This window comes from uncultured Anaerobiospirillum sp. (assembly GCF_902485895.1).
Lineage (GTDB): Bacteria > Pseudomonadota > Gammaproteobacteria > Enterobacterales > Succinivibrionaceae > Anaerobiospirillum > Anaerobiospirillum succiniciproducens.
In genome coordinates, this window is sequence record NZ_CABTML010000007.1 from 89,928 (window position 1) to 113,935 (window position 24,008).

Here is a 24,008-nt window from a genome sequence, read left to right on the forward strand (position 1 = left end):
TTTATAGCCGTTCTATCAGTGCTAAAGCACAGTAGAATTGGTTAACAATAGGCATTGACATGTGAGATTACAACCATTCTACACACTAACTTTCAGTGAAGCTTACTAAAAGTAAGCACTTGCATCTTAATAAATGCTCGCAATATCTAAATGAAAGTGTGCTTTGCAATGATTGAATATAGCCCAAAAGGATACTTTTTTCCATATCAAGTCACTAATCAAAGCAAATTAATTTGACATAGCACACGCTTGTGAGCTTATGTATTGTCAATGGCTAGACTAGTTCACTTATCTGTCTAAAGACATACCCTAATACGCGCTATAGTATACCTGTTTTGGAAATATTTTTCTGTATCTAGAAAAGACTTTATGCATAAGTAAGATATATACCTACTTTGCAAGCCTTTTAACTTATACGACGACCGTCAAGTAGCTTGGCAAAATAGCTATTTTTACAAATTTTGCCATATGACAATACACATAACAACAGGCATTCTTGCAAAGTTTTGCAAAAAACTACCAATTGCACCGTTAATCACTTCAACCAACACTAGATAAAGCAAAGATAAAAATTTTTTCCAAATTTTACAGATGTGCGCTTAGCAAGGTAACGTTCAACTTAATCACAGCTTAAATTTCTACACAAAATTAACCTCTATGAAGGATCACTTAGAAAAAGCGACTTCAAACTATCGCTATAGCGGACGTGATCTTTAAGCACAAAAAAAGCCCTGCGATGTTGAGCATCACAGGGCTTTTTTTCAATTTCTAGCGATCGCTAGATACAATTAAGTATTCTTACGACGCATTCCGCAGTCAGCACCGGATACACCACTGCCAGTTAAATCCAGGCCTCTTTCTACAGCACCTGCAAGCTCTTCTGGGTTGAACTTAGGAATGAAGTCGTTAGCACCTGCCTTAGATACCATTGACTCATTGAAGACACCTGATAAGGAGGTGTGGAGGATCACGTAAAGATCACGGAGGTTTGGATCGTTACGGATGTTGGCACACAAGGTGTAACCATCCATCTCAGGCATTTCAACGTCTGAAATGACCAGAGTAAGGGTCTCTTTAATGTTGTGGCCGTTTCTAACCATCTCGTGCAGAGTATCAAGAGCTTCCTTACCGTCGTGGCACTCGATAACATCAACACCGATTTCAACTAATGCACGCTTGATCTGCTTTAAAGCGATCTTAGAGTCATCAGCAACCAATACGCGGGTACCTTCAGGTACTGACAGCTTCTTAATAGCGTCGGACTCTAAAGCTCCACTAATAGGAGCAATTTCGTCTAAGATCTTTTCTACGTCTAAAATCTCGATGAGCTCGTTATCGATTTCGGTAACAGCAGTCATGTAGTTGGAATGACCGGCACCCTTTGGAGGAGGCATGATCTTATTCCAGTTCATGTTGATGATGCGTTCAACACTTGAAACGAGGAAGGCGTGGGTAGAACGATTGTACTCAGCAATAATGATGTAGGACTTTTCGTAGTTCTTGGTCGGACGACCACCAATAGCATAAGCCAGATCGATAACACTTAAAGTACTACCACGGATGTGAGCTACACCAATAACGAACTGGTGAAGACGTGGCATTACAGTCAGCTTTGGACAAGGTAGAACTTCACGTACCTTGAACACGTTAATACCGTAACGCTGTGAAAGACCTGACAACTTAAAGAGCAAAAGCTCCATACGGTTTTGACCAACCAGCTCAGTGAGCTGATTGACTTTATCCATTACGCCTGCCATACATTCCCCTATATTTGCAATGACTGACTTAGGTCATCAGCAAAACAACCAAGCCCGAAAGAAGCTGTAAGCGCATGCCCGTTAGATGCGACCATGGGCTTACAGCTCCCAAGCGGGCATCCGCTTAGAAGCACCTACTGATAGCATGTCAAAAGCCGATGCGGCAGATTTCAGCTTTAGCCTTAGGTAAGGAGCTTATCAGAAACAAGTAAAGCAATATGAACACAACACGCTCATCTTACTTAGTAGAGTAAGTATTATTGCAAAAGCACTATTATTTGACAAACACAACTGATGCTTTAGCGCACAAAACTGGCCTTAGATTACACTTTTGGTATAACAGAAATCATGCAACGTTGCCTAGGTCACATCTTTTCAAGATACGATAAACAAGGCAATCTACATAAAGTGTTAGCTAAAAGTTTCAAACTTACAATCTAGATACAAAATGATAAGAAATCCTAGTTTTTCTGCACAAAATGTATGACAGTTACGCGTTTTTATGGGGCAATAACCATCTAAAGTCGCAACTTTGCCCACTTATTAGAAGCTAACCTCTTAGCAGCTAACCTCTTCTCGTGGACTAAAGAGCAAAATCTAAATAATTAACCTGACTTTATACTGTTAATTGCTCTACAAGAGCTTTTAGCCGCCTTTGAGCAATTTCCTAAGCTTCAGATAAGTTAAAAGCGCGATAATGCTAACAGCAATAGAGCGGCATACGCTGCATTACGGCCCAAAATCGTAGCATTGCATTACCAACATAAATCTTGGAGCTAAATTCCAACCTAAATCTTGCTTGGTGCTGCGCTACTGACCCAAATCGTGGCAGCGCACTTAGTACTTTGTTTCATGGTTTGCATGTCTTAACGTTTGTATGCATACTTAGTGACGCGCTGTAGTTAACTTGCGTAATTACCAATCTAAAGCAGTACAGCACCATACGCTTTAGAGCATTGCGCTTTATCTTAGGCGTATTTTGCACCCTAGCCTTTTTGGCCCGTCTATCTTAAGACTAGCTATATTGGCCCTACCTAAATGGGCATTAGTATTAGGAGTTCGTTGTTAACATGATTAAGAATACAGGCTTTGCAACAAAACTCAGAGCCGCCGCACACTCAGCTAAGAGATCTGTAGGTGCTGTTGTTATGGGCGCAGTAGCTTTCTCAGCCACAACTCCTAATGCCATGGCTACTCCACAAGAGGCAGAGTTCTTACGTACTGTAGCTGAACAATATATCTTGGCTCAGTTTGAACATCAGGACATGGGCAACAAAAAGATTTCTGTAACTGCAGGCAAGCTTGATGATAGACGTAACTATGGTGGCCGCTGCACCGACTATTTAACTGCAGAGTTAAGAGGCTCTGAGATCAAGAGCACCTCACAAGTTAAGATCACCTGCTCTAAGCCTGGCAATCAGTACACCCTCTACATCCCGGTAAAGGTATCTATTTTAAGCCCTGCTTTAGTTGCCTCTCGTAACCTAAGTCGTGGCCAAGTTATCGCTCCTTCAGATTTAGAAACAGTTTATCTAAATGAAGATACTAATCTCACTACTGCAGTGTCAGATGCTGACATGCTCGTAGGCTCCCGCCTCAAGCGTGATGTTAAACAAGGCGATCAGATTCGCTCCAACTCATTTTGCGTAGTCTGCAAGAACGACAAGATTAATATCATTGCTAGAAGCGGCGGTCTTTCTTTAAAGACCAGTGGCATCGCATTAGATGATGGCACCGTCAATCAGTCAGTTCGTGTTAAGAATCTTAAGACCCAAAAGATCATTTCAGCTGTAGTTTCTGCACCTGCTGAAGTTGAAGTAGTGTTCTAAAAAACACTGCTACCCTTTTGAAACACTCATACTATTTTCAAACACTCCTACCCTTTTCGAGCCTGGCGCTCTGTCAGGCTCAATCCAACATCCCCGACCTACCCTTTAACAGCTAGTCCTGTAGCGTTGCCCCCCTTTTATTGTGCGCACTTTCTATCTTTTGCCAAAAAGCCATTAATTCACTGTGGATATCTATTATCTAAGGCTTCAAATAGATGCATTTGGTTGAGGCACAATCTGCTATGGCCTTATAACCTTAAGCATATAGTTACAACTCAAACCTTAATTGATGATGGTTTAATTACCAAGAATTTATACACGTGCTCAAACTAGATGAGTCCGTACTCTGCGTGAATTGTGATTGCTTTTATGTCTTATTTTTATTAATTTTAACCATACGTAATAGCCATTTTTGTAAGCGTTTTTAAGCGCAAAATGTTGTATCTATACAATCGCTTTTAAGCTTAATTATCCACCTGTATGAATACATGTGTAAATTAGCATAAACACGATTTATACGGGGGATGTATGGATACTTACATTTCAGTGTTGTATCTATATAACAATCACATTTGTAGGCAATGAATGTTGTAACTAGAGTTAGATAAATGTTTCACAGTGTTTAAAACACATTTTTCATTACTATTTAACAAAACCATGGAGGATTAACTTAGGTACTCTCAGGAGTTAGAAGGGGCGATTTTTGGAATAGGATGGCTTTGTGCAAACGCTTATATATGGGCTTTACATACACTATGCATTGGAAAATGCATAGTTAGAGGGGAGTTTTATGATGGGGGTAAGAAATAAGATTTGCACCATTTTTGTGATCAAGGATCTAGTTTTTTAGCCATTGTTCCTCAACAAATATATTTTCAGACCGTATAAGAAAGCAAAGAGAGAGAGAATAAATCAGCGCAGCAGCGCCTTGAAGTTTGTTTTAAAGCTTGAAGGTCGTAACTAAGCAAGAGATTAATCCTTAGCTTATAACTGCTGAATAATAAGAGTTCATAAATTAGCTGACTCTCAATCAATTTCTATTAAGCATTTACTTTAGTGAAACAGTCACTTGTAGCCATAGATTGCGGCTTTTGTAATGCTTGTAACGTTTGATTCGTGAGGGATACAACCATGGCAATCGACTTTTTGCGTGATCGCGCAGTTAAGGCCATGCCCGAGAACCTGGCCTATGCCCAAAAAATCAAGGCCGCTAAGGCAGCTAGCGAAAGCGCAGCTGTAACTAAGGCTGAAGCACCTAAGGTAGCAGATACTGACGTATCTCTTACTCCTGAGGCAAAGCTCTATGCTAAGGCTACTGAAGTAGCTATGTCCTCTAGCGGTGTTGATGCTGAGAAGGTAGCACTCTTACGCCAGCAATTTCTCGACGGCACCTTAGAGTTCGATTACGATCGTATGGCAGATAGCATTATCGAAACTTCTCTTGAGATGTACGAGGGCTAGACTCGTCCTACAGGTCAATGTGGTAGCCCCTGCGCTATCAGCGAAAAAACCGGCTGCGTTATAGCAGACGGTTTTTTTGTGCCTAAAATTTACCCGCAATCACTGCGCATTTACCCTCTATCTCTGATGCATTTACCCGCCATCACTGCGCATTTACCCGCAATCTCTGATGCATTTAAATGCCATTACTGCGCACTTACCCGCAATGTCTGATGCATTTACTTAGCATCTCTGCACTCGACGCCTTGGCATCTTTACCGCAACATATAAAAGATAAGATCATAAGCAAGCCTTGCAGTTCGGCTCTGCGTATACAAAGATAAAAGTACGTCTAGCCAAGACCAGGCTAAACGTACTTATGGTATGCGCCAAGACTATGAGCTTGTGCCTTAAACGAATGCATGGGGTGCTCTTGTATGTCTTAGCGCATGACGTGCTTATTTGCCACTTTGTGGCTATTGAAGCTTAGTTGTGACGATTGGAGAAGCGATCAACCATAGAGGTTAAATCGCTAGTGTAACTACTGATCATATGCGAGCCATCAAAGCTTTCTTCTGAGCTATTGAGGTTGTCCTCCGTAATAGACAAGATATGCTGAACTTTAATATTCACCTCTTGTGCAGTTGAGGACTGATCTTGGGTTCGTGTAGCTACTTCACTAGCTAATCGTTGAATATTACTAATCGCATCTAAGATCTCATCGAGCTTTTGATTGGTAAGAGCTACCTGCTCAACACCATTGTTAACATGCTCGTGCCCTGACTCCACCATAGCGACAGTCTTGCCGGCAATGACCTTAAACTCATTAATAAGATCATGGATTTGAACGGTGGTGCTCTCAGTGCGTAAGGAGAGGGATCGCACCTCATCAGCAACCACAGCAAAGCCACGACCTGCCTCACCAGCACGAGCTGCCTCAATGGATGCATTTAAAGCTAAGAGATTGGTTTGACTTGCAATACCCTTAATTAAGGCTGAGGCTTTTTCAATATCATCAACGTGGGCTGCCAGAGTGTTAATTAAGGTACGAATTTGATCGGATACTTCTTGTAGGTCATTAATAGCATCCTTAGTGGCAAAGGCTACCTCTTTGCCTGAACCCACAAGATCACGGGCGGCAGTGGTATTGTTAGCAGTCTCTCTAGCTAAAGAGCTAATATCAAAAACCATGTGGGAGATGTTCTGACCAATGTCTTTCATCTCATTCATAAGATCAGTGGTAAAACGACTACGTCTTTGTGCCTCGCTTAAGCTATTGGACTGATCTTCTAATCGATCTTGAGCTACCTGATTGATATGCATAGCCGAGCTTCGTACTCGAGTTAAGATCGTATCAATCTCTTTAAGCCTATACATGACGTTGTAAACGCGCTCTGATTCTTTACCGGCACGATTGGTATAGATCAATGTATTAATGACATTAGGCTCAGCTGGGAAAACACGCGTGATGAAATCTAAGATAGAACGGCGACGATAAGAGCCGTAGATGAGCAGGCCAAATAAGACCACAAAGCTTGCGGTAGTCACATACTGATCGTGCATCACGATAGTTAAGATATAGGCTAGTGCAAAGAAGACATAGAAACACCAAGATGGGATTTCAAAGCGTAAGCTAGTTGGAACCTTACCTTCATTAATCATCTTGTAGTAATGCTTTGCACGAGCAATTTGAGTTTCAGTAGCTGCAGTTCTCACTGATTCATAGCCAACGATCTCGCCATTTTGAATAATCGGCATGATCATAGCGTTAACCCAGTAATAGCTACCGTCTTTGCAGCGGTTCTTGATGATGCCCATGAATGGACGACCAGATTTGATGGTCTTCCACAAATCTGCGAAGATCAGAGCAGGCATGTCAGGATGACGCACAATGTTTTGAGGTTGACCAATGAGTTCCTCGCGAGAGAATCCACTCATTTGTACAAAAGTATCATTAACCTCAGTGATAATACCCTCTCTATCCGTCACCGAAATAATCTTAGCGTTGGGGTCGCTAGGAAACTTGTGCTCAAAATCTGTTACAGGGCCATTATTTTTCATTTATCGAACTCACAGCAGCGCAAAAAGTATGGGATATCAAGTCTTAACACAAGAGTGCATATATAGACGGGCACTTCGCATCAATAAGGTCAATCCCTCAACTGACAATGAGATCAGATCTATTGTGTCGAGAGTCGACCATCTTATCCTCTAATCAGATTCAAGATGGCGATTCTAATTGAGCACAATTAACTAAAAATTGAGCATCAAATTCCAATTCACACACTTAGATGCAGAGATTTTTTACAACGCTCCACTCATAAGATACTGCATTATGTATCTATGCCATCGAATGGTGTGAGTTTAATTGCGTAAACTTAGCTTAGACTTAGTGATATTGCTGGCAAAACATTTTCATACATAATTATTTTCAAGATGTGATCTAGATACAGAATATTTGTATGTCATAACCACCTCTATACTGCCAAACACTCGTCTTTAGCAGGTAACATGACACTTTGTTTGTGAGTTAATAAAAAATTAAGCAAGTCCATAAATATCAAAATCTACGTCCAAAACATTCACTATTTCTTAGCAAAGCTATATGCAAAGCCTCTTGCTTCTCACAAGACCTTACTAAGATTCACAATGCCGTTGTGATCCACATAGCAGGCGCTAGAAAACAACACACTTTCTACTCAAGATGACAGCTTTCTTAGTCATATATAAAGCAGATGTACGTTAACTAGCGCTTGCTAAAGGGACAAATGCCCAATGTTCTAATTAAACCTACTCTGTCTTTTCAGTCTCCTCGGATGCATCAGATAAAAGAGCGGTCGATGCTGTTGAGTCAGGCTCTGCAAAGGCAGCTGCAGATACTTCAGATGCTGCAGCTGAGGACTCAACACTCTCCTCAAGCTGAGCCTCTTTTACTTTGGCGCTATTAGTTCTACGAGTACGCTTTAGCTTGGTAGCTACTTCATTGCTAGTTTGAGCAGCACTATCGGCTACTTTAGCTGAACCATCAGCGCTAGCAGATGCTACACAAGTAGCAGCGACATCAGCGCCCGCACTAGTTGAGGCTGTGTCATCAGAGCACTGGGCTGATGTTTCAGATACGCACTTGGAGTCAGTCTTCTTGGACTTGGCTTTTGACTTTTTAGCCTTGCTTGAGGTGCTCTTGTCATCCTTTGCGCTCTTATGCTCGCCATCAAAGTCCTCAAAGTTACGCATAGCCTGATCTATAGCAGGATAATTAGCACGTAAAGCTAAGTAGTTATCATCCATGGCAACATTGTGTGGCAGCTGATTAAAGCCAGAGCCATAACCAAAGATGTCGTAGCTAAGACGCAGTACAAACTCATACTCATCAGGAGGGAGACGAGAAGCAAAGCCAGCATCAATGCACTCTTGTACGCACATATGAGGGTAATTGACATAGAAACGGCAGATACGCAGTAATGAACGCTCAGATAAAGGAGCTGAGATCTGATTACCGGAGTAGTTAACTGACTCATGCAAGGTCATGTTCATGGCACGCTTAACTACATCAATAGTAAGCTCGTCTTCTTGAGTTGCTGAGATCTCAGCATCACTAAGATCAGTACTCTCGTTGCCTGAAGCGCTCTCATCATCAGATGACTTCTTGCGCTTGCCCTTAACTTTGCTAGGACCACCCTTTTCACGTAAGAGCTTTAAGTACTCTTGATCCTCTTGCTTGTGAGCCTCCTCTTCCTCGTTGCTGCTATTTACGGCATTACATATAGCTGCAGCAATGTCTGGTAAGTCCTCAGTTAAAAGATCACTGCTCTTGTTCTTGTTAGCATTCTTCTCAGTTAAGAAGCGATCATAGACCATGAATGTCTTTAACACTGAGTTACGAGCGCTGTGAGGAATGGTGTCACTGCCGTAACGAATTACATTTGCCCAGCGTAATAACAGCTTCACAAAATCCCGATTGATAGAAGGGAATGCAGCGCTGATCATGGCAAACTCTTGCTTGTTGCTTGAGTAATTGCACTCAATAAAATGCCAGCGATCTAAGAAAGCCTGATTTTGAGATCTTGCGCCCTGATAAAAGCCAGTGTCATCACCAAAGCCTTTGGTATTTGCAGTGGCAATAATTCTAAAGCCTTCACCTGGATAGAGCTTCTCGCCACCATTACCAACTACAGTTAAAGTCTTACCTTCAAGCACATCATTGAGAGCAGAGAGCTCACCTGGAGAAAGTAAGTCAATTTCGTTGAGTAATAAGATCTCACCATAAATCATGGCTTTAGCTAGTGGTCCATACTCATAAGTAAGCTCGCCGTTACGCAGCACATTGCGGCCAATTAAGTCAGCCACCTCAGTTCTTTGCGATAAAGTGATGGACTCTAAAGGCCACTTTAAACGCGCAGCAATTTCAAACACTACTGAAGTCTTACCACAACCTGATGGACCAGCTAAGTACAAGGAGTCATGACCTGGGTTGTCTAAGAACATTAAGATGTTGGTAAGTAACTCAGGCTCAAAGACATAGCTGTGGTTGATAAGAGGCACATTACTTAAGCACTCAGGTGCATGGTATGGGACTTTAACCATAGGCAGCTTGCCATCGAACATACCAAAGGCTGCATTACAGTCGACAAGCTTTGGCTTTTGCTCCTCGCTCTCACTTTCTGAGGACATGGCACCACTCTTAAGCACGCTCTCTACTTTCTTGGAAAGAAGGCTCTTCACGCTACGGCCCTGATAAACCTCAGATGCAGCACTATCAGTGCTTGCTACATCTTTGCCCAGTTCCTTAAGATCAGCCTTAGCTGTATCAGCCACCTCACAGGCCTTTAGATCACCAGACGACATTGCACCACCGCTAGCCTTATCATCCATATGCTCATTACAAACTGCGACAGGAGCGCTATGAGTAGCAATCTTGTCATCAGGATCTGCATTAACACTTGAATGAGCATTCTGATGTTCATTTGTAACAGCTACAAGATCAGCATTGGCTTTATTGGCCTCATTCATGTGCTCCTGTACATAGGCTGCATTTTGAGCCTTAAGCTCTTGCATCTTATGTACAGTAGCGTGTGACTGAATCTTTGCGTTGAGCTTGTTTAAATACTCGTTATTGGCATGAGCTAAAGTGCTATTAGCATCTAACAGGCCCTGTTCTGCACCAGCACCATCAGCAACTACACCACCATTGGCTTGAGCAACACTTGCTGCACCCATTGCTGCAGCATTAGCTGCTGGCATTTGAGCTGATGCTTGAACGGGTACTGGAACTTGAGCAGAAGCATGGCTTACCACTGAAGCTGTAGAGGTGGTAGCTGCAAGCTGTGGCTGCTGCTGTAGTTCTTGTGATCTCTGCTGAGGCTGAGCAGCAACACGTGGCTGCTGCTGTACTGGTGCTGCAGCACGTGACTGCAGCTGTACTGGCTCTGCAACACGTGGCTGCTGTGGAACTGGGTGTAGCTGCTGCATGGTGTTGTTCATGCAGGCGCTGTTTTGTGCACCTTTGTATTGGGCACCCCCCTGAGGGTAATTCCATGCATTGGCAGAATTACTTGCGCTCATGCCGTCTTTAAATGAGCTGTTAACACTGTAGTCAGCAGTGCAGTCGTAATGCTGAGCCTGAGGCATACAAGCATAAGGATTCATATAAGCTGCAGATGGGCCATAGTTTTTTGGACTCATCTGATTTGCTGTTTGAGGCTGATTTGCTGCTTGAGGCTGGTTTACTTGCTGTGGCACGTTGCCATATGGAGCTTGTGCTCTACCTTTTGGCATTTGCTGATAGTTATTGTTTACAGCAGGAGCGTTACGCATTTGTATCGCTGGCTCATTCCACTTTGAGTTGCTTGCAGCCATGTCAGGCCGGCTCATCATTATCTGACGATCCTGGCTGTAAGGAGCATTAGGACGAGCATAGCCGGTAGCATAGTTATTTAGAGGACGTGCAGAGTTATTGGAGTTCATTCCCTTTGGCAGTGGAGAGTAAGCCATGGTACGAGGATCCATAGTCTGTCCTTGAGTGAAGTTATTCATGGCAGCATTAGGAGTTTGGTTAAAGATAGCCATGCCAAAGCATGGAGCGCCTGCTTCGTTAGTGATGCTAATTTCATCAATCTCACGGCGATCGCAATTGCACTTGGAGGTCTTATCACTGTGCTTATCCATTAATGCACCGACCATCTGATGACGCTTACTTTCATGGAAAGTTGCATTAGCAATGCGCTCCATAGCCTGGTTATAAAAACGCTCACTAACCTCGTCGTCCTCATACCAGTGTTTGCCTGATCCCTCTTCATCAAGCTCAGACTCGCCAGAAAGCTCTGCTTCAAGCTCCATTTCATCTAGCTCAAACTCTTCAAGCTCACCAACGTTGATCTCATCATTAAGATCATCCTCTAATGAGACTTTCACGTGGTCATCAAAATCAGATAAATCAACGCCCGCACCAAAGGTTGAAGCTACGCTCTCCTCAAGATCTTGAGCACTATTGCTCTTACTATCCTGAGTGGCAGCAGCCACTGTCTTGCAATTAGAAGCATCAGCTCCATGTACATCACCACGCAAAGCATGAGTAGACTTCTCATCAACAAAATTTGAGCTGCCTGCATTAGAAGCTAAAGTTACGCTGTCTGCATTAGAAGCTGAGGATGGGTTTACCTCATCAGCTAAAGATGAGTTACATACCTGCATGCGCTTAAGGTCGCTCATAAAAGCAAGCTCTTCAGCACTAGCAGTGCTGTTTACGCCCATGCCATTGGAGGTAGATTGAATTTTCATAAATGTCTCCCTGAGCAGTGTCCTCAAAAAGTATTCAAAGGCACTGACTCTGATCTCTTCAATTGATTTGCGTTCTTTCTCGACCGGCATAACAGCCCACATGAGGCTCTTTCTGTCGTAGAAGCGCGGACGCTCAGGAATGAACTGTTCACTAGGACCAATGGCACAGATATCTGCAAGACGCTTGAGGCGATTAGTGTTAGTGATCAGAAGATTAGTGAGGTTATAGCCGTAGAGTGCTTGGCACTCTAAAAAAGTGACACTCTCATTTGAGTGCCGCTCTTGATCAGCACCGCTATACGGTGTAATGGTCAATATGTGTTTGAATTTGCTGTCTTCTAAGCTCCTTTGTGTTTCAACTGTTGTAGTGACTGACTTACCCACATCTGTAAAGCTATCGTTTGCTGCCTGCTGTTTATGCTCACTAGCCTCTGTCGGTATAAGAGCCCTAGCCCCCATATTTAAAGGAGCACTAGCCCTCACATTTAAAGGAGCACTAGCTCGCGTATTCATGGGCGCAATTGCTTTTGAATTTATGGGAGGTGGTTTTGCCTCTACATCATGGGTTTTCTCAATTGCTCTAGCCGCTTGTAACAAAGGAACATCTTTGATGTGATCCTCTTGTAGTTCTTTTAAGATCTCAAAAGTGACATCCTTGCCAACGAGCTGCTCATCATGAGCTTGTATAGAGTCATCACTCTGTCCATAGCCCCAGGCTCTAGCTGCATTACTATCTGAGTTAACCTGGCTATTACCTGCCAAAATGACGGGTATGGAGCACGGCTCAAACGAACTAAGATCGTTATTAGCAGCAACGCTCTGTGGCTTATCACTTGTGGCACTTAAAGCTACGAGCTCTCTTTTGAGCTGCTCATGCCTACCCTCGTTTAGTGAGTTATCTACACTCAGTAAAGCTTGTGCCTTAAGTGACTTAGCTAGATGCTTATCGATATCAGAAATAAACTCATCGTCATGTTGCTGCCCATCATTTGAGGATCTAACTAGAGGAATGATTAACAGCACGCTAGTGCTATGGTCGGTACTCAAATCATGAGAGGCTAATGAACCTAGACTGGGACATAAGCTATTTGAGATATCTAATTGACTAAAGATGGAAGATCGCTCAGCAGCGCCCGCTCTTAGCGGAAATGAATCATGTTTAAGATCACCTCTATGCATGCCCTGAATGGCTGCATTAACCTTTGTGCTAGCAACTAAGCCATAGATAGAAGAGTCAGATAAGTCATCAAATGAACAACAAGTAGCAACACAAGTTGCTGCATTAAAAAACTTTGGGCGACCCAAAAGATCACGATCCTTAGCTACCAGGCCAAAGTCATAGCCCGCGTCGCGTCCTGCTACTTCTTTAACCTGCACACCTGCTATAAAGTCATTAAGATCGCCATCTTCATCAGCAAATATGTTCACTGCAGCACTAGGCCTATCTGCAAGATGTTTTTCTGCACTAGCACTAGTCTTATCCTCAGGCGCTCTCTCAATTACTTGGGCATAAGGATTGATATCTAAGAGCTCCTCATAGAACAATGCCTCTGAGTTAGCAGTCACTTGAGATGCTGGTACCTTCAAACAGTGTAGTAATACGCGTTCAAAATCATCCTGCACACACCAAGAGCGACTCTTAAGTGAGGATGCATATACATGATTAAAATCTCTGTACTCATTAGAGATCAGATTTTTGCTTTGATCAGGATCAGTAAGATCTTCACCAAGTTCAACATCGCCATAGCTAAGATCAGTAGATGTAGTTTCCTTAGATGTGATTACATAAGGTTTATAGGCACTGCTGATAGAGTCGAGATCATTTAAGAACACACCGCTATAGCGCAGCATAAAGTCTCTAAAGGACAAGCTCAGGTCTGTATGCAGGTTAAGGGTGTGCTGATCTACCGTCTTATCTTCAAACACACATTCAAAGCGAGCATTAGCTACTGCATATGCATAAGAACAGCTCTGCAATGACAATGCACGTGGTGCAATATGCAAATCCTCAAGATCACAACAGCGTTGTACAGCAGTACTTTTAGCTAAGTACTGATCAATACCGAAGCTTAACGGACGCTTATCTTTAGGCATGGCTATGACATATGAACCTGCCTGCAGATACCAGCCACTACCACCATGCTTTTGAACATCAACGCATGGTCTAAAGCAATCATGCTGATCTACTACAGTTCTGTATAAGCTTTGCTGCTCTGCATTTAGTAACAAATCAGCGTATGAAAAATATGGATAGTCATCTTCATTTGGCAGATGAATGTACTTGGTATTGTCAGACACACAAGGAGCATCAACATGAGCTTCATGCGATCTCTGTTTTGGAGCGGGCGCTGCAAACAAGGCAAGATCAATAAGCTCAGACTCGTTAGGCATAAGATCATATGGAGACACATAAGCGCTATTATCAGCATCTAATGAAGTGCACTTAGTTTCATTACTAGCTGCGATCTTAAGATCTTCAACAAAATTGCTTAGATCGTGATCTGCATTAATTACATTAAGATCACTTGCACATCGTTGAGCATCGCTTGCCATATCAGCTTGATCGCTAATTGATAGGCTGCTCTGAGCGCTCTTGGTGCCACTAGCAGGATCACTCATGGATGTTCTAGTAGCAGCGATCTTGGTGGCACTAGCAGGATCACTGATGGATGAGCTAGTAGCAGCGATCTTGGCACCACTAGCAGGGTCGCCGATGGATGAGCTAGTAGCAGCGATCTTGGCACCACTAGCAGGGTCGCCGATGGATGATCTAGTAGCAGCGATCTTGGCACCACTAGCAGGGTCGCCGATGGATGATCTAGTAGCAGCGATCTTGGTGGCACTAGCAGGATTGCTTGTAGCGGCTTCTTTACCTTCATCATGAGTAAAGAGCGGCATATAGAGATCACTAATGTTGACCTTATGTGTAGCCTGATTATCAGCTAGAGCTAAGAGCTCGGGATCAGCTGCGACAGCTGCATCCTCTAATAGATCTTTGGCGGCAAATTTGTAAAAGATCTCCGTGCCTACAGAGCTAGTGGTGATTGAAGCAACAGTTGTTGGTAAAACGCGTAACATGAATAAACAAACCTCAAGAACAACGATGTTTTCTACTAAGTTATGAACTGACTAAGCCAAGCACTCTTCTCAGATACAGCTAGATAACTTTGCGCCTCATGACTAAGGAGTAGCTTTGGATGCACTTATCTGCTCAGCAGTATTGGTAGGAGGCTGTTCTTGGGTTGCTATTTGCTCGTGAATCTTACTTATGAGCACACTCTTAAGCGGCTGAGGGCTTAAACCTATGCTCTGTAGACGTTTACTAATCGCATCGTCGCTAGCAGCTACATTGCATCCCTGATGGAATTGGCTGTCATGCTGTGACTTGTATAAGGCCTCACAATCGACAATGCTGTCTAATGACTGTTTAAAGACTTCTGGTTTAACCGGAGGCTCTCTTAACTCCTTAGCAAGTAACTCAGCTAAAGCGCCCTTAATATCAGCAGAGAGAATGAGCTGATCAGCAAGCCTTGTAGCAGTATTTGCAGCAGCTACTGCTTCCTTGCATACATCTACAGATACATGCTCTAAACTTGAGGAGCTAATAGCACCATTAGCATCTGCACTTGAGACTGCACAAGCATTGGCATCTACTGCTGTTGAGGTTGTGGCTAACTGAGTGCTGCTTAGCTCTCTAGCACTTGCTTTAGTAGCTGCAGCTACATCAGTGGAGGTTGGCTTAGTCTGTGAGCTGTTATTTTTCTCTCGGTCTGATGAATTTTTAGAAGTGTTATATGAATCATCTACGAATACTTTGTGATCAGTGCCAGTGTTATCTACACTATGCTCAGAAGTATTCTCAGCTCGTTCATTTATCTCTAAAAGCTGATGTTTATCATCTTTAGGAGCGCTAAAAACTTTTTTTGATGACTCTTGATTTTTGCCAACACGATCACAAGATCTAAATTTTTCTTCCACTAAAGATACGCATAGTAGGTCATTTTTACGATCACCATTGCTATTTGTGTCTTGCTCTAACGCTATGTCATCTTCAGTTTGGCCGCTCTTAGCATCAATCTCTTTAACTAAGCTAGGAAGATCGCAACTAAGGTTGAGGCTAGCTTGATTAGTACCTTCACAATTAGCACTCTTAGATGCAGTCAAATCCTTATCCAAGATGCTTTCATCACTGTTTGTAGCAGCTACACAAGGCATTAGAACAAGAGCATCAAGCCCAAGCAGCTTAGCAGGCACTATCTCTTCTTCATCCAGAGAATATGTAGCGCTGCTCGCCTGAGAGGCGCTGCTTGCTCTAGAGTCCTTTGACTCTACAAATGATGATGTAGAGACACTGGTGCTAGTTGATGAGTCTGATGATGTTGCGGCAAGGCTAGAGCTGAGCAGGTTGCTAGAACTGGACATGTTGCCAGAGCTCAGGCTAGAGCTAAGCATGGTGCTAGAACTGGACATGTTGCTAGAGCTGGACAGGTTGCTAGAGCTGAGCATGGTGCTTGTGCTGGTATTGCTGAGCATGCTGCTCGTATCGTAGACATATGATGTAAGTGAGCATGGGGAGGCTGACTTGATGTAGAGCTTCACAATGACATTTACAACAGCGTCGTAGTAAGGGTTATCTTTATTATCTTGACCATATGGCAGCACAGTATTGAGCTTGCACAAAGCGACTATCTGACAAGGCAAGAGTGAGCTTATAACATTACGTAGCCTCTCAAGCTCGTCCTTGCTGCCGTAATAACGTAAGTAGCGCTCAGTTACTACCTGATTCTTATCGCAATTAGGCTTAAGTCTTTGAGCATCAGTAGTGCTCTTGGCGTAGTCTAGAAGTAAGTCTGTAGCTCTTGCGTGCTCTAAGGAGTACTCGCACTTATTAATCTCATCTTCAAGGTTCTTCTCTATAGCATTAAGCTCACTTGAGATCTGGACAAGATCAGAGGCTTTTTTAGACTTCTGCGAGCGCACCGAGGCAATACTATCCTTGGTATCTCTTAAGAATTTGAGATAGGAGAGCTTATCTAGATTATTAGCCCCCAATCTAAATTTAGATGCACCTACTGCGCTCAGATCATCAATCTCGTCAACAAGTGCAGATGACTTGCCTTCATCCTTAATATCGCCGCTATCTAAAGCGTGGTAGCGATTATTGGGGATGAAAGTTGAAGCACTATAAGCACTAGCAAGAGCCGATGCCAAGGCATTGCTGTTATCATAGAGATCTTTTGTGTTGGCAGCACTCTTAGTTGTCTTAGTAGCATCACTTTCTTTGCTGTTGTGGCGCGGGCGTCGATATGCAGCTGCACTTTTCTCATCAAGCTTGGCTGCCTCAATAAGCTTATCCATCAGATCATGAGGTAACACACCATGACTGAGCATAAGCTGTGAGTAGCTTTCAGTGAGCTTTTGCGCACGCTCGAAGAGCTCAAGATCACCGCTTTTATCTAATGATCTTTGCTTAGCTTTATTGGATGCACGCGCCTTCTGTTGTGACTCTGCTAAAGGCAACATGAGTGCATTACTATCTTGGCTCTTAGTGATCTGATCTTTTACTGATAAGTCGTCTTTAATCTTAGCTGTAGCGTTGAGCGAGTAGTTTTCAAAGAACTCTGCTGGCTTAAGTTCAAAGCCACTATCAACTAAGGTGCTATGCAGTGATCCCTCTTCATAACTTAAAAAGCGCACATGTACTTCAGCATAGATTCTGCCTTTACTATCGCGCTTGATCTTCGGTGCAGAGGTTACAACGCCGCACTGAGTAGAAGTATTGTTACAAGACATGCCTATACCATCGAACTCAGAATTAAGATTTAGGTCCTGAGCTGCTATCAAGGTATAAGCACCTTGCTATCAGCTCGTGCCTTTTATCTTGCACCTTTCAATTGATGGCAGAATGAAACTATAAATTATACTTATTTAAAGCGCGATTTTTTGCATTTGTAAAGCTGATGTTTATCTATTTTTACAAAATTTTTGCGATATTGATCATGTAATTTTGTACGTAAAAATTTGGTAATTTAAAAATTGAATTGGTAAATTTCGATCTTTTTTAGGTCTGAGACGCACACGTTTTCTCTTCAAAAAATTTGGCCATCAGAAATGAAATACTCACAATTTCCACGAAAATGTACTAAAAGTGGCAAAAATCGCAATTTTTAGCATAATCATTAAACTAATGCTAAAAAATGCGTTTAATGCTGATGCTATTAATCTTAGTGATGGTTCCAAGATAACGATTTGACTTATTTGCAAAAAAGGGATCTGCAAAATCAAACTACTGTTAGACACAAAAATCCCATAAATAAGCCACTCTTATGTAACTGCTTTAACTGAGGCTAGTGCCCTCACAATAAAACCACGACGGAAGCGATATTAATGCTTGGGATTGGTTGGTTGGTTGCTCGGTTGGTTGGCTGCAATGAGTTGGGACTGCTTAGTTTGCTCGTTGGTTGGTTGGTTGGTTGGTTGGTTGGTTGGTTGGTTGGTGGCGCTAAGCGATATTGCTTGGACAGAGATGATGAGCAGCCTTTAATTAGATTGATACCTAAATGCGGCGAGATGTGAGTTATAAACTCTATTTGATGGCTGTTATCGTTATGCCAGCTTAGAAAAACGAAGGCCAGCATGATGCTGGCCTGGTATGAGAATCTTGAGTGAAAGAAGATCGCTATCTTAGGCGTTGATGTTAACGCGCAGTGGTCCTGTAGCTACAGTGTTGCCCTTGTCGTTGTAAGTCATGTTACGTGACATACGATCACGTGCTGACATGAGCACTGAGGTTAAGCGACGGTTTGCAGCTAAGCATAAGGAAATGAGCTTGCCGTTGGTCTCATTCATGGTCTTGCACTGATTGAGCTTCTCTTTTAATGCATTGACACGATCTGCATATACGGTCTTGAGCATTGGAGCATCAGGATGCAGCTTAAGGCGTTGATCATTGGCCTGAAGCTTTAACATGAATGATGACTTATCTTCAGCAATGGTCTCGAGATCTTCTAAACGACGATCTTTAATCGCGGTGTACTCACGTCCGAGGATACGGATTACGGCATCTAATATTGCATCCTGCTCAGTTAAGTAGTCTTCTAATGACTTAATTGCTGATACAGGTTTTGCTTTATTGATTGAACGACGTGTAATCATGAGAGTACCTATGACTATGGCCGAAAAGTGCCAAAAAGAAACCTATCGTGAACAGTCAAACAAAGGCAGACAATGATTTTAGTGAGCCTGAGTGTTTGATCTTAATGCCAAACAAACTGCTCGCTAAAAGTAACAATACATCCAACCTTGTTAGCAAATCACGCACTGTCAATTACAAAAGACAGCGTGAAATATGATACATGGAAAGGCCCATAAACGCAAAAGGCAGAGCCGAAGCTCTGCCATTAATGCTATGTGCTCTGCAAAATCAGTGGCAATTAGAGAGCGCCACGGATTTGGTACAGTTCGTAAATGCGCTTGGTATCCATCTCAAGCTCGGTAACATAAGTGTCACCCAGTGGATACTGACGAACTACACGTGCACCATGAATTAAGCCTTCAACTTCAGCGCTTAAACGATCTTCGCGCTCGATGTTGTCAGAATTACGATTCATAGCCTTGATATATACGCCAGATACCTGCTCGGTTAACTCGCGATATGCTTCCATCTTAGAAGCTCTCATGGCATTAATCTGCTTCTCAGCTAAGGTTGCACCCTTTTGACGTGATAAAGGAGCATAGCCAGTAGCACGTAAAATTGGGAAGTCGTCTAATTCATTAACACCAGTGTCAGTGTAGTGAACCACCATGGATGCATTCTTCATAATAGTGCTGCAGCCAGTGGTGCTCATTACTAATGCGGCGCATAAAAGTGATGCTTTTAGAAACTTATTCATAATTCAATCTACCTTAATGCCCTACATTACTTGCTAACGCGTCTATAACCGCTTTCATCAGCAGTATCGCGAACTAACATAGTGTTGTGCAGATAAGTGTTAGCAGGATAAACAACTGGATCCTTACACTTACCTAAGATACAGGTAGGCATAACGTTGTCTGAGGCAGTATCCTCAAGATATACATCGTAGTTACCGCGTGAAGTAGCGCCTACAACAACATTATCCTTGAAACGTGGATCAGGCTTGGTCTTTGGGCCCTCATCAGAGCTGTCAAAGAAATTGTAGTTCTTACGCTCTTCTGGGGTAGCGGTAAAACCAGTAGTACCTGAGCTAGCGGTGGTTGCCTTAGAACCGTTAGCGCTTGAAGTTGTGGTCATTGCCACACTGGGAGCAGCATCAGCAGAAAGGTATACACCGCCTAATGGCTTGCCATTAGAAGAAACAATCTGAGCCTTGGTAATAGCCTTTTGAGCACGGGCGCGTTCTGCCTTAACAGCAGCGCTATTAGCAGTTAAAGCATCAAGCTTGCTCTGTGCCTCTACATACTTAGTCTTGTAGTAGTTGGCCTCACGAATCTGCTCTTTTGACAGATAGCCGCCAGCACCAGCAAAATCACACTGCTTAGTTACAGTACGATAGCAAGCTGGTAACAGATTGTATGGGATGAAATCTGTTGCTGAAGAGATGACCTGGCGAGTCTGCATGTTAATTACACGAGACACTAAAACCACACCTGAGTTGTTACGGGTGATGGTACCGCCAAGCAGATACTTAACATTGGTATCCTTAGCAATCTTCTTCCAGTTACGAGACAGAATGAAATCACCATCCTTAGTAACAGAAAGGCTGCCAGTTAACTTGTACTCAGTTACTTCAAAACCACGTGATGACATCTCATGGGTGAAGAACTCAGCTAATGCACGACCTAAGTAGCCTGCATTTTCAAAAGTATCAGTATCTACAAATGAGGTAACAGCGATGCGTGGCATGGTCACAATTTTGACATCGCCTTTCTCAGAAGTGCGATCTACTGGAGCATATGGGAGCAGATAGTGGAGCATGTGCTCTTGCATGGTGGTAGCCATACGAGAGGTAACAGCACTGATCTCCATACCCTTTTGCTGGTATACAGACTTATCGCTTTGAACGGAGCTAACTCCCTGAATACGAGCGTTAGACGGTATGTTTGATTGATTATTACTAACCGCAACACAGCCAGGAAGTAATAAGCTCGCACATAAAGCTACGAGCAATGATGACTTAAATTGCATCTCCTGAACCTCAATCTCTTTGAGCAGCACATAGCTGCGGATAGCATTATATCCGCCGCATCTATAAATGAATATTGCGACAAGGTGCAATAACAGTGCCATGATACGATGACAACTGTCTAGCAGATCTTTTGACGATTACGATCGCCTAATTCGCGTCATTGCACTATTGTGTGCATCTTACAAATGTTTGCATATTTCTTGCTCTATACCAAAGCTAGTTGAGGGTATTGCCGCTTCAATGGCTTTTTTATGAGCCATTGCGTGGGTATAGCAGTAAATATGACAAACTGTGCTCAGACAAAAATTTGTTGTCTTGCAACATCTTTTGTACAGCGTATCTTACATTTTGTAATATCACTGCATATAGTTGTCGTACTTGAGCAAGAATGTGTTGTAGATAACTTTGCTGTTACTCACTTGCACCTTCTATTCAAACAATGACCCGATCAGCAATGATCTTTTGATGTCAGATGGGCACAGGCTTTATGTCTGATCCAATACTGCAGGATCATGAGGCAATCTCGTAATCATCGGAGAGATTAAAATGCGAGCTTCTTTAAAAGCTTTATGTATTGCTCTGTTTATGGCTCTGTTTAGCCAATCAGCATTTGCAGGTTGGTATACATCCCATGGATCAGCAGCCATTATTAATGGAGATCGAGCTGCAGCACGTCGCGCTGCTATTGACGATGCATTACGCAATGCCTCGTTACAAGCAGGTGCTGACATCAGCATCGAGCAGGTTTTAGAAAACGGTACCTTACTTGATGAAAAGCTCCGTATTAAGGCTAAGTCACCTATCCGCCGTATGCAGGTAGTTGAAGAGCAAGAAAACGGCAAGGTTATCACCGTATTAGTTAAGGCTCTCATTGATGATGATTCAGTTTTAGACTGCTATGCAGGCAACATTAAGAAGACTATCTTACCTTTTAAGTTCCGCTATCAAGATCCTGAGGCTTCAGCAAGTGCTGCAGGTTTAGAGGACTTTAATGAGTACTTAAGTAAGATCATCTACTCTGGTGTCGCACAAAGCCCTGCTTTAACCATTTTACCTGCTGATAACTCACGACTTCTGACTCATCAGGGTTCATCAGGTCCAGATTACAACTTACAGCGTACTTTAGACTCTATTTCTCGTCGTACTCAGGCTCAGTTCATCATTGTTGGCAACATTAGCTCTATTGCTAAGTCCGATACCGGCAATAATGAGTTAACTAAGATGTGGTACAGCCCTGTACGTACCATTCGTTTTAACGTTCAGGTTTATGACGTCTACAACGGCCGCCAGATCTTAAATAAGGAATACACCGGAGATGCTGAGTGGAATCTTAAGGGTGCTGTAAACATTCGTACTGATCGTTTTGCCTCATCTGACTACGGTCAGAGAGTTAATCAGATCGCCAAGTACGCGATTGCTGACATCGTTTCTAAGTTACGTTGCCAGGTTCCATACGCACGTGTTGTACAAATTAATGACGAGCACATCCGTATCAACCTCGGTGAAGGCGCTAATATCAAGCCTGGTATGAAATTTAGTGTAATTCACCGCACTGATTACACCGATCGTCACTCTATGACCTACTTCCAGAACAACACCACTAAGAGCACTTACAAGGTAATCAACGTATCTCCAAATGCTGCTACCTTAGCACCTGTTGATATGAACAACTCCTTAATTAACGTAATGCTTGACGACCTAGTAGTGTTAAAAGAAGAGATGTAATTTAAGTTATTAAGCTTTATTTAGGCTATTGAAAAGAGCTGATCTTAGATCAGCTCTTTTCTTTTGCACTCCTTGTTAAGGCTTATAAACCATGCACGCGTAACTCTTTCAACGTTTCGTGTTTTTGCATATAATATGCGCCGTGTCCCCATAGTTAAATGGATATAACAAGCCCCTCCTAAGGGCTAGTTGTAGGTTCGATTCCTACTGGGGGCGCCACCTTCATTCTTTATATACTCATGTATATATCTTCTTACCAATCCACATCATCACTTCTAAAAGCCTTAAGCGCCACCACATTTGCTCATCTGCAAAGACAAGTACTCCAACCCTAAGCAAGCTTTTCATACCGCGTTAGCACCACGATCTGACAATTTCGCGACACTGACTTTCATGTATGCTTAGTCTATGCATGCGTTAGATCGTCAATCCACACCGCCATAAAACGTCTTGCCTTTTTGTATGCTGCTAAATTTGCCTACTCTCGATTGCAGCGTGCCCCTTAACTAAATCTATCCAAACTAAGTGAAACTTTAAGATTGCAGCTTACCCCTTAACTAAATCTATCCAAGCTAAGTGCAACTTTAAGATTGCATCTTGCCCCTTAACTAAATCTATCCAAACTAAGTGCAACTATTAAGTCTTTTACAATTATGTGAGCACTGTGGTCTATACAAAGCCTACTTTTAGCCATGCTCTGCCTTATAATTAACTTACTTTGCTGTATTTAGGAGGCGTCATGCTCAGTATTAACGAAGCCTTTTCACGTGCTTTTAGTAAAGGCATCTCTATGGAAGGTCGTGCCATACGCTCTGAGTTTTGGTTTGTTTACCCTGTTTGCGTCATTGTCATGGGCGTTTTAGGCAGAGGTGGCGCTATGTTTGGCAGCTACGGTGCTTTAGTCGCTTGGATGGGTACTGTAGTAATCTTTCTCTTTACTATTTGCTTAATGGCTCGTCGCCTTCACGATCGCAATATGAGCGCTTGGTGGTTAGCACTGCTCATCATCCCAACTATTGGCTTGTTAATTTTGCTCTTTATCTGTGCTCTGCCAGGAACTAATGGCACCAATCGTTTTGGCCCTGATCCTCTTGGTCAAGATGACGGATCTAATAGCTTTTACAATCAAAACAATGAGAATGATTATTCTGATGGCCCATACCATAAGAACGACTTTCCTTTTGATACTGGCAGTAGTGAGACAGATAAGCTCAATGATGATTTCAAGCGCAAGCTACGCGGATCATTTCAAGATAAAGACGATAAGTAGCCATTCACTATACAAATTGCTATGTGAGACTGCTTTGCGAAAG

The 24,008-nt window shown here is 42.8% G+C and carries 11 protein-coding genes and 1 tRNA gene; 5 read left to right on the forward strand and 7 right to left on the reverse strand.

The features are described 5' to 3' along the window. Positions 1-788 precede the first annotated feature (788 nt). Positions 789-1,757 carry a chemotaxis protein gene (locus RDO37_RS00685; protein WP_308497764.1) on the reverse strand — a complete coding sequence of 323 codons (969 nt, stop codon included), beginning with the start codon at positions 1,755-1,757 and terminating at the stop codon, positions 789-791. 1,070 nt (positions 1,758-2,827) lie between these two features. On the opposite strand from RDO37_RS00685, the gene flgA reads away from it, so the two are divergent. Both flgA and flgM read left to right on the forward strand, forming a co-directional pair. Then, complete coding sequence (gene flgA, locus RDO37_RS00690) at positions 2,828-3,586, forward strand: flagellar basal body P-ring formation chaperone FlgA (protein WP_308497765.1); 759 nt, start codon at positions 2,828-2,830, stop codon at positions 3,584-3,586. 1,131 nt (positions 3,587-4,717) lie between these two features. After that, on the forward strand, positions 4,718-5,047 hold the full coding sequence (gene flgM / locus RDO37_RS00695; RefSeq protein ID WP_273326874.1) for a flagellar biosynthesis anti-sigma factor FlgM: 330 nt from the start codon (positions 4,718-4,720) through the stop codon (positions 5,045-5,047). 465 nt (positions 5,048-5,512) lie between these two features. Here the strand turns inward: flgM and RDO37_RS00700 are convergent, their stop codons facing one another. The 6 genes from RDO37_RS00700 to RDO37_RS00725 all read right to left on the reverse strand — a co-directional run bounded on the left by RDO37_RS00700 (position 5,513) and on the right by RDO37_RS00725 (position 20,969). Beyond that, on the reverse strand, positions 5,513-7,087 hold the full coding sequence (locus tag RDO37_RS00700) for a PAS domain-containing methyl-accepting chemotaxis protein (protein ID WP_308497766.1): 1,575 nt from the start codon (positions 7,085-7,087) through the stop codon (positions 5,513-5,515). A 729-nt stretch (positions 7,088-7,816) separates the two neighbouring features. Then, positions 7,817-14,881, reverse strand: a complete 7,065-nt coding sequence (locus tag RDO37_RS00705) for an AAA family ATPase (protein WP_308497767.1) — start codon at positions 14,879-14,881, stop codon at positions 7,817-7,819. A 102-nt stretch (positions 14,882-14,983) separates the two neighbouring features. After that, positions 14,984-17,596, reverse strand: coding sequence for a hypothetical protein (locus tag RDO37_RS00710; protein ID WP_308497768.1), 2,613 nt, complete (start codon positions 17,594-17,596; stop codon positions 14,984-14,986). Between the two features lie 891 nt (positions 17,597-18,487). Continuing rightward, positions 18,488-18,958, reverse strand: a complete 471-nt coding sequence (locus tag RDO37_RS00715) for a flagella synthesis protein FlgN (RefSeq protein WP_052338925.1) — start codon at positions 18,956-18,958, stop codon at positions 18,488-18,490. 278 nt (positions 18,959-19,236) lie between these two features. After that, positions 19,237-19,695: a hypothetical protein gene (locus RDO37_RS00720; protein WP_308497769.1), complete on the reverse strand. Its 459-nt coding sequence runs from the start codon at positions 19,693-19,695 to the stop codon at positions 19,237-19,239. A 26-nt stretch (positions 19,696-19,721) separates the two neighbouring features. Further along, positions 19,722-20,969: a FlgO family outer membrane protein gene (locus RDO37_RS00725; protein WP_308497770.1), complete on the reverse strand. Its 1,248-nt coding sequence runs from the start codon at positions 20,967-20,969 to the stop codon at positions 19,722-19,724. A gap of 547 nt (positions 20,970-21,516) precedes the next feature. Here RDO37_RS00725 and RDO37_RS00730 point away from each other — a divergent pair. The 3 genes from RDO37_RS00730 (at position 21,517) to RDO37_RS00740 (ending at position 23,965) form a co-directional block, all read left to right on the forward strand. Further along, a complete protein-coding gene (locus tag RDO37_RS00730; RefSeq protein ID WP_308497771.1) occupies positions 21,517-22,695 on the forward strand; it encodes a flagellar assembly protein T N-terminal domain-containing protein in 1,179 nt (392 codons plus the stop codon). Positions 22,696-22,839: 144 nt separating this feature from the next. Beyond that, positions 22,840-22,914, forward strand: a tRNA-Arg gene (locus RDO37_RS00735). Between the two features lie 520 nt (positions 22,915-23,434). Next, on the forward strand, positions 23,435-23,965 hold the full coding sequence (locus RDO37_RS00740) for a DUF805 domain-containing protein (RefSeq protein WP_308497772.1): 531 nt from the start codon (positions 23,435-23,437) through the stop codon (positions 23,963-23,965). Positions 23,966-24,008: the final 43 nt, after the last annotated feature.